The organism is Pseudoalteromonas sp. CO325X (assembly GCF_004208955.1).
GTDB lineage: Bacteria > Pseudomonadota > Gammaproteobacteria > Enterobacterales > Alteromonadaceae > Pseudoalteromonas > Pseudoalteromonas ruthenica.
Genome location: NZ_SGPG01000010.1, coordinates 181,626 through 195,902 on the forward strand (window position 1 = coordinate 181,626; position 14,277 = coordinate 195,902).

15 protein-coding genes are annotated in these 14,277 nt (G+C 45.5%); 11 read left to right on the forward strand and 4 right to left on the reverse strand.

Annotated features, from left to right (window positions below; translation table 11 throughout):
* Positions 1-3 precede the first annotated feature (3 nt).
* The 11 genes from EXT46_RS04190 to EXT46_RS04240 all read left to right on the forward strand — a co-directional run bounded on the left by EXT46_RS04190 (position 4) and on the right by EXT46_RS04240 (position 11,443).
* Positions 4-1,956: an acetyl/propionyl/methylcrotonyl-CoA carboxylase subunit alpha gene (locus EXT46_RS04190; protein ID WP_130145402.1), complete on the forward strand. Its 1,953-nt coding sequence runs from the start codon at positions 4-6 to the stop codon at positions 1,954-1,956.
* Positions 1,956-2,861: a hydroxymethylglutaryl-CoA lyase gene (locus EXT46_RS04195; RefSeq protein ID WP_130145404.1), complete on the forward strand. Its 906-nt coding sequence runs from the start codon at positions 1,956-1,958 to the stop codon at positions 2,859-2,861. The genes EXT46_RS04190 and EXT46_RS04195 overlap by 1 nt, the downstream gene beginning before the upstream one ends.
* A gap of 23 nt (positions 2,862-2,884) precedes the next feature.
* A complete protein-coding gene (locus EXT46_RS04200; RefSeq protein ID WP_130145406.1) occupies positions 2,885-3,586 on the forward strand; it encodes a CoA transferase subunit A in 702 nt (233 codons plus the stop codon).
* Between the two features lie 12 nt (positions 3,587-3,598).
* Positions 3,599-4,258, forward strand: coding sequence for a CoA transferase subunit B (locus EXT46_RS04205; protein ID WP_045978812.1), 660 nt, complete (start codon positions 3,599-3,601; stop codon positions 4,256-4,258).
* Positions 4,259-4,472: 214 nt separating this feature from the next.
* The gene (locus EXT46_RS04210) at positions 4,473-7,262 is read left to right on the forward strand and encodes a pitrilysin family protein (protein WP_130145408.1); all 2,790 of its coding nucleotides are present in this window, start codon (positions 4,473-4,475) and stop codon (positions 7,260-7,262) included.
* Positions 7,263-7,383: 121 nt separating this feature from the next.
* Positions 7,384-7,719 carry a zinc ribbon domain-containing protein YjdM gene (locus EXT46_RS04215; RefSeq protein WP_130145410.1) on the forward strand — a complete coding sequence of 112 codons (336 nt, stop codon included), beginning with the start codon at positions 7,384-7,386 and terminating at the stop codon, positions 7,717-7,719.
* 128 nt (positions 7,720-7,847) lie between these two features.
* On the forward strand, positions 7,848-8,090 hold the full coding sequence (locus EXT46_RS04220; protein ID WP_130145412.1) for an AraC family transcriptional regulator: 243 nt from the start codon (positions 7,848-7,850) through the stop codon (positions 8,088-8,090).
* Positions 8,091-8,422: 332 nt separating this feature from the next.
* Positions 8,423-8,917 (forward strand): hypothetical protein, encoded by a 495-nt coding sequence (locus EXT46_RS04225; RefSeq protein WP_130145414.1) that lies wholly within the window; start codon positions 8,423-8,425, stop codon positions 8,915-8,917.
* Positions 8,918-9,325: 408 nt separating this feature from the next.
* Positions 9,326-10,111 (forward strand): NERD domain-containing protein, encoded by a 786-nt coding sequence (locus EXT46_RS04230; protein ID WP_130145416.1) that lies wholly within the window; start codon positions 9,326-9,328, stop codon positions 10,109-10,111.
* A gap of 276 nt (positions 10,112-10,387) precedes the next feature.
* On the forward strand, positions 10,388-10,720 hold the full coding sequence (locus EXT46_RS04235) for a zinc ribbon domain-containing protein (RefSeq protein ID WP_130145418.1): 333 nt from the start codon (positions 10,388-10,390) through the stop codon (positions 10,718-10,720).
* A 225-nt stretch (positions 10,721-10,945) separates the two neighbouring features.
* Complete coding sequence (locus EXT46_RS04240; protein WP_130145420.1) at positions 10,946-11,443, forward strand: hypothetical protein; 498 nt, start codon at positions 10,946-10,948, stop codon at positions 11,441-11,443.
* A gap of 378 nt (positions 11,444-11,821) precedes the next feature.
* On the opposite strand, the gene EXT46_RS04245 is transcribed toward EXT46_RS04240, so the two are convergent.
* From EXT46_RS04245 to EXT46_RS18800, 4 genes are all read right to left on the reverse strand, one after another.
* Positions 11,822-12,532, reverse strand: coding sequence for a polysaccharide deacetylase family protein (locus tag EXT46_RS04245; protein ID WP_165381052.1), 711 nt, complete (start codon positions 12,530-12,532; stop codon positions 11,822-11,824).
* Between the two features lie 112 nt (positions 12,533-12,644).
* Complete coding sequence (locus EXT46_RS04250; RefSeq protein ID WP_130145422.1) at positions 12,645-13,103, reverse strand: hypothetical protein; 459 nt, start codon at positions 13,101-13,103, stop codon at positions 12,645-12,647.
* Between the two features lie 28 nt (positions 13,104-13,131).
* A complete protein-coding gene (locus EXT46_RS04255) occupies positions 13,132-13,869 on the reverse strand; it encodes a hypothetical protein (protein WP_130145424.1) in 738 nt (245 codons plus the stop codon).
* Positions 13,870-13,937: 68 nt separating this feature from the next.
* On the reverse strand, positions 13,938-14,277 hold a 340-nt coding region (locus tag EXT46_RS18800), incomplete at its 5' end, for a hypothetical protein (RefSeq protein WP_165381053.1).

Genomic DNA, 14,277 nt, shown 5'->3' on the forward strand with positions numbered 1-14,277 from the left:
GCTATGTTAAAACGAATTTTAATCGCCAATCGCGGTGAAATCGCCTGCCGCATTATCCGCAGTGCTAAGGCCATGGGGCTGCACACCATCGCCGTTTATTCCGACGCCGATGCCAATGCACAACACGTTAAATTAGCCGATAGTGCCTTTCATATTGGTCCGGCGCCAAGCAAATCATCCTATTTAGATATTGAGACCCTGTTTCGCGTTGCCAAGCAGGCGGCGGCCGACTGCATTCACCCCGGTTACGGCTTCCTATCTGAAAACGAAGCCTTTGCCGAGCGCTGCGAGCGCGAAGGCCTGACGTTTATTGGCCCCAGTGCCAAAAGCATCGAAGCCATGGGCTCTAAAACCCGCGCCAAAGAAATTATGGCAGCGGCTAATGTGCCACTGGTTCCCGGTTATTATGGCGACCAACAAGACACCGAGTTTTTACGCCAAGAGGCGGATAAAATCGGTTACCCCGTACTTATTAAGGCGGCCTATGGCGGCGGCGGTAAAGGCATGCGCGTAGTGCGCGACAAAGCCGACTTCGTCGAGCACCTTGAGGGCGCAAAACGCGAGGCAGCCAGCAGTTTTGGCAATGATCTGGTGCTCATTGAGCGCTATGTGGACACCCCACGTCACGTTGAAGTGCAAGTGTTTGCCGATAAGTCGGGAAATTGCATCTACCTTGGCGATCGCGACTGCTCTTTGCAACGCCGTCACCAGAAAGTGATTGAAGAGGCGCCCGCCCCCGGACTCAGTGATGCCTTACGCACCGCCATGGGTGAAGCCGCTGTGCGCTGCGCGCAGGCCATTGATTATGTTGGCGCCGGTACGGTGGAGTTTTTACTCTGTGGTGAAGAGTTCTTCTTTATGGAGATGAACACCCGACTACAGGTTGAGCACCCAGTCACGGAGATGGTCACCGGTGTTGATTTAGTGAAATGGCAAATAGCCATTGCTTCAGGGCAGCCTTTGCCATTAACGCAAGAGCAGGTGCGCATTAGCGGGCACAGCTTTGAAGCACGCATTTACGCCGAAGACCCGGCGCAGCAATTTATGCCTAGTAGCGGCACCCTCACCCATGTGCAATTTCCACCGGCCAGCCCACAGATACGTATTGATACCGGGGTGACCAGTGGCGATGAAATAAGTCCGTTTTACGACCCCATGGTAGCCAAACTTATTGTTACCGGCGATAACCGTGAGCAGGCCTTAGCGCTTTTGGCAGATGCCCTAAAACAAACTCATATTGCCGGGGTAAAAGCGAATATTGGCTTTTTATTAGCGCTGACTCAAGCCGAGCCGTTGCAACAAGGCACCATGGATACCCACTTTATCGACAGTCACAGCGATGCATTGACCGTTGAGCCCCAAGCCGATGCCCATACGTTGGCGATGGCCGCTTGGGTGTATTTCTGCCAATTAAATACCCAGCAAGCCAGCGCCTCACCGTGGCAACGTTTAGCGGGCTTTAAGCTCAACTCAGTCAATGAAGTTGCCGTGCCGCTTATTGGTCACGATGTGGTTATGCATGTGGCCACCACCGGGATGTCGGTGGATATTGATGGTCAGCGCTATGACATTAATGGCGAACGCCATGGCAAGCACTATGTGGTGGTAGTCGACGGCCAGCGCTTTAGCGCCGATGCCACCGTTGACAGCGAGCACTTGTGTGTGATGCGCGACGCCCAACAATTCCAGTTTGAGCTGGCATCGAAGCACTATATTGGCGCTGAGCAAAGTGCCAACGACGCTCTTGCCGCGCCAATGAATGGCACAGTGGTCAAACACCTGCAGGCGCTTGGCACTGAGGTCTCTCAAGGCGATGCCATCGTGGTCATGGAAGCCATGAAAATGGAGTATACGCTTAATGCCCCTCATGATGGCGTGTTAAGCAGTTACTGCTATGGCGAGGGTGAGCTAGTTAGTCATGGCGCGTTACTTGCCGTGGTCGAGGAGCACAGCTAATGGCCATGCCTAATCAAGTGCGAATCGTCGAAGTTGGGGCCCGTGATGGCCTACAAAACGAAACCAGTGTGCCCTTGGCTGCCAAGGTCGCGCTGATAAATGGTTTGTGTGACGCTGGGCTTAAACATATTGAGGGCGGCGCCTTTGTTTCACCGAAGTGGGTGCCACAAATGGCCGACTCCAGCGCGGTATTTGCCGCTATTGAGCGCCCCGATGAGGTGTTATTCAGCGCCCTGACCCCCAACTTAAAAGGGGCTGAGCTTGCACTGCAAGCCGGGGTGGGCGAATTTGCTATTTTTACTGCGGCCAGTGAAGCCTTCACCAACAAAAACATTAATTGCAGCATTGAAGAGAGCATTGAGCGCTTTCGCCCAGTGGTGGCTTTGGCTCGGGCTAACGGCATCAAGGTGCGCGGCTATGTAAGCTGTGTGCTGGGGTGCCCGTATCAAGGCGAAGTCAGCGCCCAAAAGGTGCTCGAGGTCAGCCAGCAGCTGCTCGATTTAGGCTGTTACGAAGTCAGCCTTGGCGACACCATTGGCGTGGGCACTGCCAACCAAGTAGAAAGCCTGCTGAGCGTGCTATTGCAAGATATTAGCGCTGACAAGCTGGCGGTACACTTTCATGACACCTACGGCCAAGCCATCAGTAACATCTACACGGCGCTCAAAATGGGGATTGCCACCATTGACAGTGCCGTTGCGGGACTCGGTGGCTGCCCCTACGCCAAAGGCGCGTCAGGAAATGTTGCCACCGAAGATGTGGTTTATCTATTACAAAAGCTTGGCATCAACCCAGGTATTGATTTACAAAGATTGGCACAGACAGGCGCGGCAATATGCCGTGCCCTTGATAAACAACCACAAAGCAAGGTCGCAAACGCCGTTCTTGCCCACTGTGACCAATAACAACAACGAAGGAGTGCGTAGACATGTCCGGTTTTGACAAAGTAGTCACCAGTTACGCCGATGCAATGGCGGGAATTAAAGACGGTGACACCGTGATCGCAGGCGGCTTTGGCCTGTGCGGGATCCCAGAAGGCCTCATTAGTGAAATTAAACGCCTAGGGGTGAAAGACCTCACCGTGGTTTCTAATAACTGTGGCGTGGATGACTTCGGCCTTGGTGTGCTACTCGAAGATAAACAAATTAAAAAAATCATGGCGTCTTACGTCGGTGAAAACGCCCTATTCGAAAGACAAATGCTGGATGGCGAATTAGAAGTTGAGCTCACCCCACAAGGCACCTTGGCTGAGAAGATGCGCGCCGGCGGTGCCGGTATTCCAGCCTTTTACACCGCCACTGGCTACGGCACACCAGTCGCCGAAGGCAAAGAAGTGAAAGAGTTTAATGGTCGCCCCTATATTCTCGAAGAATCAGTCATCGGTGAGTTTGCCATTGTTAAGGCGTGGAAAGCCGACCGCTACGGCAACTTGGTTTTTCGCCATACGGCCATGAACTTCAACCCCATGGCCGCAACGGCGGGTAAAATTACCGTTGCTGAGGTGGAAGAGATTGTCGAGCCGGGCGAGTTGGAGCCCAGCCAAATCCATACCCCAGGGATTTACGTTAATCGCGTTATCAAAGGCGATTTTGAAAAACGTATTGAACGTGTTACCACACGCACTGCCTAAGGAGTACTGAGCATGTCATTAAACCGCGAACAAATCGCCCAACGTGTGGCGCAAGAGCTCGAAGACGGATATTACGTTAACCTAGGTATTGGTATTCCCACGCTGGTGGCCAACTATGTACCGCACGGCATTGAGGTAATGTTGCAATCAGAAAACGGGTTATTGGGTATGGGTCCCTACCCCAGCGAAGATGAGCTCGATGCTGATATGATCAATGCGGGTAAAGAAACCGTTACAGCAGCCACAGGTGCAGCCATATTTAATAGCGCCGATAGCTTTGCCATGATCCGTGGTGGTCATGTAGACTTGACGGTACTCGGTGCATTTGAAGTGGATCAGCAAGGCAACATCGCCTCGTGGATGATCCCCAAGAAACTAATCAAAGGCATGGGCGGCGCCATGGATCTCGTGGCGGGGGCGAAAAACATTATCGTCACCATGACCCATGCAAGTAAGCACGGTGATTCGAAGTTGCTAGAGCAATGTACACTGCCGCTAACCGGCGTAAATTGCGTTAAAAAGATAGTGACTGACCTCGCAGTGCTAGAAGTCAAAGACGGCGCGTTCCATTTGCTAGAGCGCGCACCCGGTGTTAGTGTTGATGAAATAATCAGCAAAACCGCAGGGAAACTCATCGTTGAAGGCGATGTTCCCGAGATGCGCTTTGACTAACGGGATACCCCGTTAATGTACCATCCTCATTCCCAGTGCTAGTTGGCACTGTGTTACCCAAAACCCCTCATTTGAGGGGTTTTTTTTATGCTTTAAATAACTAAACATATTTTCTTACATTTGTAACTCTCCAGTGCTCGCATCGATGATGCCGCTGGTTACAAAATCATGCTAAGTTACTACTGGACTCATAAATAGAATAACAAGGACTACCATGAATAAGATGTCTTTAAGCGCGATTAGTGTTGCCGTGATGTTATCCCTCAGCGGCTGCGCAAGCACTGCGTCGCAAACAAATACCTCCGCAAACCAACAGGCGGAACAAACTGCAGCGCCAGCGCTGCCATTCGTTAATATCGATTATCAAACGTTCACCTTGGACAATGGCCTAACCGTGGTGGTGCACACCGACCGTAAAGCGCCAATTGTGGCGGTAAACGTGTGGTATGACGTAGGCGCTAAAAACGAACAGGTGGGTAAAACCGGTTTTGCGCACTTATTTGAGCACTTAATGTTTAATGGCACGGAAAACTACGACGACGAGTATTTCGGGCCATTCGAGCGCGCGGGTGCCACCGAGCAAAATGGTACCACTAACTCAGATAGAACCAATTATTTCCAAAACGTGCCGACCCCTGCCCTCGATATGGCATTGTGGATGGAGTCTGACCGTATGGGCCACTTGCTAGGCGCTATCACTCAAGACAAGCTCGATGAGCAACGCGGCGTAGTACAAAATGAAAAACGCCAAGGTGAAGCTCAGCCTTACGGCACCATGTGGAATAACGTGTGGAAATACACTTTCCCACAAGGCCACCCTTATTCATGGTCAGTCATCGGCTCGATGGAAGACTTAAATGCGGCATCGTTAGACGATGTACATCAGTGGTTTAAAGACTACTACGGCCCCAATAACGCTGTGTTAGTGCTAGCCGGTGATATTGATGTTGAGACTGCGAAGAAAAAGGCCAACAAATACTTTGGCGATATTAAACCGGGTAAACCGGTAGCCAAACTGGAAAAGTGGATAGCCAAGCGTGATGAGCAATCGCGCATGGTGATCAAAGACCGCGTACCTGCTTCGCGTATAGTGAAGGTGTGGAACACCGCAGAAAAAGGCACCACCGATGGCGAGTATTTAAACCTGCTAAGTGACGTGTTAGCCGGTGGTAAGAATTCGCGTTTGTATCAACGCTTGGTGTACGATGAGCAATTAGCATCTAACGTATTTAGCTTTAACTACCTGCGCACTTTAGCAGGTCAGCTGATCATTGGTGTTGATGCCCTTGATAAAGCAAATATTGAAAAAATCGAAGCCATCATCGATGAAGAAATTGCTAACATCATTGCTCAAGGCCCCACCACTGATGAACTTAACCGTATTAAATTCTCTAACGCCGCTGAGTGGGTAAAACAAGTAGAGGGCGTGGGCGGCTTTGGCGGTAAATCTGATGTACTTGCCTCCGGTGCCGTGTATCACAACGACCCAGGCTACTATAAACGCGCGTTTGAAATCACCAGCAACGCCACAACCAGCGATGTACAAGGTGCGGCCGAGCGCTGGCTAAGCAGTGGCGACTTTGTGTTGACCGTGCACCCATTTGCCGAGCTTAGCGCCAACGAACAAGGCGTTGATCGTTCCACTGGAGTACCGGGTGCAGGCGACGTCCCGAGTCTTGACTTGCCCGAGGTGAATACCTTTACCCTAAGTAATGGCCTTGAAGTGGTATTATCTCAGCGCAGCGACACACCGGTGATTAATATGCGCTTAGATATATCTGCCGGTACCGCCAGTGACGATAATAACAAGCCAGGCGTGGCCAATTTCACCGCCAATATGCTTGATGAAGGCGCCGGTGAGTTATCGGCCTTGGCCCTTGCTGAAGAGCTCGAAAAACTTGGCGCATCTATCGACACCAGTGCAAGCCTTGATAAGACCTCGCTGTCGATGTCGGCCATGGCTATTAACTGGCAACAAAGCTTAGCGCTGTTTTCTGAAGTACTGCAAAACCCCAGCTTTAATGACAGCGACATTGAGCGCGTGCGCACACTCATCTTGCAGCAAATCAAGCAAGAAAAGGCACGGCCTATGAGCAATGCCCTACGTGTATTACCGCCCCTGCTCTACGGTGCCAGCCACCCTTACGGTAAACCGCTCACCGGTACTGGTAACGAAGAATCAGTAGCGGCAATTAGCCGTGATGATATGCTCGCCTACACCGAGAAATGGATGCGCCCTGATCTTGCGCGCTTAGTGGTTGTTGGCGATATTGACCAAGTGCAATTGAAGCAGAGCCTTGAACAAGCCTTAGCAAGCTGGCAGGCACCACAGCAAGCGGCGCCTAGTTTAGATATTCCGACGGTGGACAACGCCGAGCAAGCGCGGGTCTTTGTACTTGATAAGCCAGACTCGCCGCAGTCATTGATTATTTCTGGATTGCTGGGACCAGATGCCAACGACACTGACGCCCAGCAAGAAGTGACCTTGGATATGATGAACACCATCATCGGCGGCAGTTTCACCTCACGTATGAATATGAATTTACGTGAAGACAAGGGGTGGTCTTACGGTGCTCGGACTATTTTAATGGATACCGACGCACAAAGTACGTTCTTTGTGTTTGCCCCAGTGCAAACCGATAAGACCAAAGAGTCAATGCAGGAAATTCTGAAAGAGCTTAACGGCTATATTGGTGAGCAACCAGCTACCCAAGAAGAGCTGGACAAAGTGGTTGCCAATAAAATCGCGAAACTGCCAGGTCGCTATGAGAAGAAACGTTCTCTGCTTAACGCCTTGGCCGATGCCTACGACAATGGCCGCGACGTAAGCTATTTAGAAAAATACCCGCAGCTAGTGCAACAGCCAGATACGCAGGCTATCACTAAGCAGGCACAGTCACTTATTAAGCCCAAGCAGCTTACATGGGTGATTGTTGGCGATGTTGCTAAAATCAAAGAGCAAATCGAAAGCTTGAACCTAGGTGAAGTCACTTACTTAGACTAAAGCTAAGGTAATATACTAAGCCCCAACTTGTTTGGGGCTTTTTTTGTGTGCGAAGGCACTCGCAAAATCCCCTCCCAGCCTTTATCATTGGCGCTATTGTCAATCTCAGTAGTTAAATAGTATGTCTCTTCCTCCTTGCCCAAAATGTGATTCACAATACGTGTATCAAGACCAAAACCAATTGATTTGCCCAGAATGCGCCTATGAATGGGACCCCAATCAAATCGAAGAAGAAGAAACGATCACGGCCAAAGACGCCAACGGCACGGAATTAAATGAAGGCGACAAGGTGACCCTTGCCAAGGACTTGAAAGTAAAAGGCAGCTCAATGGTCATGAAAATCGGCACCAAAGCCGTGATCCGCCGCATTCAAGACAGTAAAGACCATGAGCTCGACTGTAAGGTCGATGGCGCCGGTGAAATGATGGTCACCGCTAAGTTTGTGAAAAAAGCCTAATCGCATCTTATACCCGCCTTACTGCCTGCTGTGCTAAGCCACTAGCAGGTGGTAAGCTCACTGCCCCGCTTCACCTTTAATACTGTGGCAGGAAATATCACAGTAGCCATATTTTAAATCAGGTTTCTATGGACAGAGAATATAAAAAGCGCATTGAGAGAGTAACCCAATACATTGAAACTCATTTAACGGAAAAAATTTCCCTTACTGATGTGGCAAAGGTTAGCCATTTCTCGCCTTATCACTTTCATCGTATTTTTACCGGGGTTGTCGGTGAAACCGTCAACGATTACATCGCTCGGCGAAGACTTGAGCGAGCTGCGAATTTATTAATCTTTAAAGACCAGTTAACAGAAAATGAACTGGTTTAATTGAGCTGAACATTTTAATAGTGAACAATGTTCCAATATTGAGGTGTTACATGACCAAAATGAAAAAGAAAAAGTTATACAAACTACATGAAGCAGTTGCTTTGTAAATAAGCAAGGCTATTCAGTGTAAGAGGTTCAGCTTCTTCCGAGAGCACCACCAAGCTTATTTATAATTGGAAGGCTAAATTCAAGCTGGCGTTTCACTCGGTGAGGATAACCTCGAAAATTTCGTGGTGCGCAGATGCTCACCTCCTTTGAAGATGATACTGATAAGAGTGGCGGGCAAGTATAGACCCTATGCATGTACAACCAAGATTAGATAGAGAGCAATAATGTTTGAGATTTATTATCAATCTAAAATTCCAACTATATGCTGGGACTTCTATATCACGATCGTTATTACTTTCTCTTTAATCTTCTCTTTTTTCTTTCTTAGGAGGTTATATGAGGATAAGCTAAAGCTTTCTAATATAATGGATTTCAGACTGCTATTTTCGTTGGTTTTGCTTTATTTGACCATTAACATTCATGCTTATTATAAAAGAATGGAAAGAATTGATAGGATTGAATCTGGAGAGTTAATTTCTGTTGAAGGTATAATAACGGAGTTGGGTATTAGCAGCTCTAGCAGTCGAAGCGAGCGGTTTAAGGTTGGAAAGGTTAGTTTTGATTATAATGATTTTGGAACTAGTGGCATGTTTTTCGCCAACAGAGCGCATGATTCAAAAGTAATAAAAGAGGGCAATAGAGTTAAAATATCTTATTTGCCCGAAGAGGATGATAACTTAATTTTTGAGATTAAAGTTTTTAAGCCTAACGTTAAATAATAAGGGTCATACTCACGGTTAAGCGATGAGAAGAGAATGATTGCCTATTAATGATAATTTGTAATCGCCCAAAAAGAGTTTGACCATAATTTGAAGCGGATAGCTAGAAGTCTATTTACCTAGGTTACATGTACCCGCCCAGATTTAACCTGACAGTTACCCGCTTTTGGTCTAAGGCTGTCAGTTTAAAATTTAGTTAAATTCTTCTCAGCTCAAAATATTTCCAGTAGGGTTCTGCCTCAACACATTTAGCTAGACAAGTTCGATTGAACCGGCCACGTCGCCAGAAAAAAGGCTCGCTAATTTATAATTACATACGAGTGCCGTCGCGCCAGAGGCTGCTGTACTCAGGAGTACTTTACCAATTTGCCGCATTGAACTGCGGTAAGATTTAAATAAGGATGTTATGTGGACATACTAGCACTGCTAGCCGGGGGGTTAGCGAAAGCTTGGTACTTCGTACCGCTAATTATTATTCTCTGTGTATTCAAAAGCCCTTGGTTCAAAGGCCTCGCCGGCGAGTTTGTTATAAATAGACTGTTATCACAGTTACCCTCGTCGGATTACACATTAGTGAAAGACGTAACTCTGCCAACTGAGAGCGGAACGACGCAAATAGACCACCTTGTTATTTCTGTATATGGGTTATTCGTTGTGGAAACCAAAAATATGAAAGGCTGGATATTTGGCTCTAAAACACAAAAGCAATGGACGCAAAAAATTTACCGTCATTCAACGCGTTTTCAGAACCCGCTTCATCAGAATTATAAACACACTAAAACTCTCGAGTCGCTATTGGCGATTGCACCAAATACGTTGCATTCAGTAGTCGTTTTTATCGGTGATAGTAAGTTTAAAACCGTGATGCCAGACAACGTTACTTATGCACGAGGATGTGTGGCTTATATTAAGCAATTTACTCAGCCAGTGTTTTCAATCGCCGAGTGCCATGACATTATTGCATCCATTAACGAATTAAAGCTTAAAAAAGGCGTGGTTACTAATTTTAACCATCGTCATTATGTAAAAGACTTGCTAGCGAACAAAGCCAACGCAAAAACGTGTTCGCGCTGCGGCTCCGCGATGGTTATTCGTAAAACCAAACGCGGCGTCAATAAAGGCGCTCAGTTTTGGGGGTGTTCAACGTTTCCGAAGTGCCGCTCAGTGGAAACACTCAGCGAAAGCGACGCATAACACACTTTACCTAAAAACGCCCAAGCCACTTGTTGCAACTTTAGAGAAATCAAATACTATAAATGGCCACGAAGTTACCCAGTTTTCCAATGTCGGTGAGAATGTTGCCCACTCCACTTACACTGTCTGAGCTAGTTCTTAATTTACCTAATAAATTGCGACAGCTCTTTGCGCCTTACTCAGAGGTTTGTATTTGTTTAGGTTTGTGTTTAACGAAGTGGCGTGCCCTGAAAATTCTCGCTAATAAGTATTCTACCCACTGTTGGAGAAAGATTGATGTTTGACAATGAACCAAATTACAGTTCATATTCCTTAGATGAACTATTTGACGCCTACTCTTCTATCGATAAGTACAGCTTCCCGGAAAGGTTTAATTTAATTAAAAAAATTATCGCTGAAAAACAAGGTGGTGATTACCAATGCCCCAAGTGTAAGTGCAAGGGTTATGAAGCTGGTCAACTCTATGCTGCGGCTGATCGCTTAGAAAGTATTCTGGATTATGAAACCGGTAAATATGTAACCATTAGCTGCCTGGATTGTGGTTTCACTGAGTTATATAAACGCAATAGTTCGGTAAGTGCTCCGCTTGTGGACTTTTTCATCACCTAGGCTTAAGGCTAGGTGATGAAAAGATTATATGAATAACATATATGTACGTCACCCCTATCTCACATAGCAACAATGCTTTTTGTAATGTCCTTATCCAAATTTAGTAACCGATTAAATACAAGCCGCATAGTTCGTGTTGTGCAGTTTCTGGATTGATATAGGTATGGGAAACGGAGCGAGCATGGTTCCTATGCATGTACAACCAAGATTAGATAGAGAGCAATAATGTTTGAGATTTATTATCAATCTAAAATTCCAACTATATGCTGGGACTTCTATATCACGATCGTTATTACTTTATCTTTAATCTTCTCTTTTTTCTTTCTTAGGAGGTTATATGAGGATAAGCTAAAGCTTTCTAATATAATGGATTTCAGACTGCTATTTTCGTTGGTTTTGCTTTATTTGACCATTAACATTCATGCTTATTATAAAAGAATGGAAAGAATTGATAGGATTGAATCTGGAGAGTTAATTTCTGTTGAAGGTATAATAACAGATCTGAAAACTGAAAAAGTTAGCAGTCGAAGGGAGAGCTTTAAAGTTGGAAAGGTTAGTTTTGAGTATAATGACTTTATCACTAGTGGCATTTTTTTCGCCAACAGAGCGCATGATTCAAAAGTCATAAAAGAGGGTAATAGAGTTAAAATATCTTATTTGCCCGAAGAGGATGATAACTTAATTTTTGAGATTAAAGTTTTTAAGCCTATAGTTAAGCAATAAGAGTCACACTCAAGGTTAAGCGATGATAAGAGAATGACAGCCTGTTAGTGGACTTTGTTAATCGCCTAGACCATGATTTGAAGCGAAGAGAAAAGAGACCAATTCCAAACCTTAATGCGCCTACTAGGGAAAAGCCTATTGCATCCAAAAGGCTCTTCAATGATTAGTCGTTAGTTTAGGAATAACATAAACTTATTGCTGGTAGAGCGAAAATCATGGGAAAGATTTGAATACCCTTCCCTTGATTTTTCTCCTCACTATTTATATCGCTTCTGATTTCATCCATTAATTATTTCATCCTTCCTTAAATAGTTGGGTTAGTCCTGTGGCTAACGCCTGCAACAGCAGGGAGAGCAGTGAGTCGGCTACTTGCATTTGCTATGCATTTTCCCCTAGCAACTGTGAGACCGTAACAAATTTGTAGCCCTTTGCTCTCAGTCCCTTAATTATTGGCCCGATTGCGTCTCGCGACTCTTTGTTTTTAGACCCCAAAACGTGTAAAAGAATAATTGAACCTGGAGTAGAAGAGTTAACAACATACTCTGCGATAGACGCAGAACTTCCTGCAACTTTAGGATAGGTTTCAGGCTCAACGTTCCATGTGATTGTTTTTATTCCTTCCGACTTCAAATAATAGGGCAAAACAAAAAGCTTTTTACCATACGGAGGCCTAAAGTATATCTCACCCTCAAATCCAATCTGGCGAATTAAGGCTGTGGTGGAGTCGACTTCATCCCTCACCTCGTCAAGTCCCATTAACGTCATATTTTTATGGTTGTACGAATGATTGCCTATCTGATGACCTGCGTTAACCAGATCTATAGCCGGTTGCTTGTTTTGTTGAATTCCCGACCCATTCAGGAAGAACGTACCCTTCACATCATGCTCTTCGAGGATATTCAACACTTGAGTGGTATATTTCGCTCCCCAAGGACCATCATCAAAGGTTAATGCGATAACCTTTTCATTCGTTTCGGCCTTTGCGACTATCTCTCCAAACACCTGAAAAGTTCTTGATTTACTTATATTCCAAGCTCCCAGGATCATTACTACAGAGAGAATCAATATCGTCAGGTATACTCTTTTCAATGGGTTCCATCCTTATTTTCATAATGCTTGATAAAAAGCAAAAAATAGCAGGCAAAATAGGCGACCAAGGAGCGCACGCCTGTTGTTTTACGCCCACAGTTTAACTAACTTGTTATACGGCAAATACACCAATCATAATCAAAGCGACTAGTAAAAAAGCCATAATAAAGTATTTACCGAGCCCCTGAACCAATTTCATTTCTTGTTGGTAAGCGACCCTTGCTTTGTTTACTTCACTTTCGTTCTTGCCAAAACAATATGGGCAATCTTCAAAGTCCTCTGAAACAGGTAAACTACATTTAATACATTGTCTGGGTGCTCTAGTGCGAAGACTCGGCGCTCCGAGCAGAAAGCTAACTTCGTTCGCTTCAGTCACCCCCGAATAGCCAACATCTTTACTTAACCTTCGCCTAGATGTATTTAATTGAGCTTTCTTATACTCTTTATCCAGCTTAATTTTTTCGGCATCACTCAGCAATAGCTCTTGTGGTAACTCAAAACTACAAAATTCACAATGCGATAATCTTCGATTGAAAATAGTGTTATCGCAATTTGGGCATTTATACTTCATATTTAATATATTATTGCAATGTAACGCCTCAATCAGCCGACGCGTTAGCGGTGGGTTGTATTGACTTGTTAGCTTTCAAAAATACGGCATCGAAACTGCCGCCATTAGAAATTTGTTCAAGCTTTTGGTATAGGCTGTCAGCTTGTATTAATGGTATCACCGCCATTCTGGCAGCTTTATAATGCTCCATGATATTACCAGAAAAGAAGTCCTTTCCTGTTACTAAATTACGGACGTCCTCAACTCGTTCGTTTGACAAGTCGATGTTTTCTGGCAAAAAAGGCTCTCTATGATCTAACGTGAGTGCCACCCCTTCATCAAACCATACAGGAACTTCTTGAATAAAACGCCAAAAGCCGACACGTTGCTGGATTTCCGCGTGCAACCATTCATGAGCTATGACGTCCACATTTTGGCCTTTAGGACCAACAATAATACATGATCGCCAAGGCGTTCGATGCATGGTGGCCGTTTCATTGGCTCCAAAAATAATTGCCGTGGCAGAGTCTGATGTAAACAATATTTTTGGTGTTGATTCAGGCTTCCCGTAGACTCCATCAATCCTCTTTAATGCGGAAGAGACAATCTGAGACAAATCTTCGATGCGCTCTGGTGGTATATCGCTTCCAATGTGGAACTGATTGTTTATTTCTCGAAAATCTAGCATATGAGAAAATTCACAAGCTATTGCATATCTTCGAAAAAATATTCCAACAACAGTAACTAGCAATAGCGCACTTGAAATTCCGATAGCGACTTTATTCACCGAGCTCTCCATGAAACTTCACGCATAGAAAAAATGCCACGCGTTGCGAACCCCTCTTAAACAGTTTGTTAGGCAGATTTATTACGTAAGCTAACTAGCCTAAATAGAAAAACAAGTGCTCCCCATGCACTGTATAAAGCAATTAAACCACCAACTTGAATTAATGTATATCCATGGGCGGCTCCTTTAACACCCGAGAAGTACTGTAGAGGAGCTTGAATTCCAAGCCAGGCTATCCAGCTACCCATTGCTGCTAAGCTAATTGTAAAAAGTGAGAAACCAATCAGCTGCAAAGGCGTTTGTTGTAGGTGATTATCCGTACCTTTATATGTTTTACTAAAAGGAGACCTATAATATTTCATACAATAAATTAGTAAACATGTGATAGGCAGCACCACAATATCAATT

Bases quoted from the DNA above. Each gene is read 5' to 3' on its own strand.
- EXT46_RS04190 (WP_130145402.1), top strand. From the start codon at position 4: ATGTTAAAACGAATTTTAATCGCCAATCGCGGTGAAATCGCCTGCCGC.
- EXT46_RS04195 (WP_130145404.1), top strand. From the start codon at position 1,956: ATGGCCATGCCTAATCAAGTGCGAATCGTCGAAGTTGGGGCCCGTGAT.
- EXT46_RS04200 (WP_130145406.1), top strand. From the start codon at position 2,885: ATGTCCGGTTTTGACAAAGTAGTCACCAGTTACGCCGATGCAATGGCG.
- EXT46_RS04205 (WP_045978812.1), top strand. From the start codon at position 3,599: ATGTCATTAAACCGCGAACAAATCGCCCAACGTGTGGCGCAAGAGCTC.
- EXT46_RS04210 (WP_130145408.1), top strand. From the start codon at position 4,473: ATGAATAAGATGTCTTTAAGCGCGATTAGTGTTGCCGTGATGTTATCC.
- EXT46_RS04215 (WP_130145410.1), top strand. From the start codon at position 7,384: ATGTCTCTTCCTCCTTGCCCAAAATGTGATTCACAATACGTGTATCAA.
- EXT46_RS04220 (WP_130145412.1), top strand. From the start codon at position 7,848: ATGGACAGAGAATATAAAAAGCGCATTGAGAGAGTAACCCAATACATT.
- EXT46_RS04225 (WP_130145414.1), top strand. From the start codon at position 8,423: ATGTTTGAGATTTATTATCAATCTAAAATTCCAACTATATGCTGGGAC.
- EXT46_RS04235 (WP_130145418.1), top strand. From the start codon at position 10,388: ATGTTTGACAATGAACCAAATTACAGTTCATATTCCTTAGATGAACTA.
- EXT46_RS04240 (WP_130145420.1), top strand. From the start codon at position 10,946: ATGTTTGAGATTTATTATCAATCTAAAATTCCAACTATATGCTGGGAC.
- EXT46_RS04250 (WP_130145422.1), bottom strand. From the start codon at position 13,103: ATGAAGTATAAATGCCCAAATTGCGATAACACTATTTTCAATCGAAGA.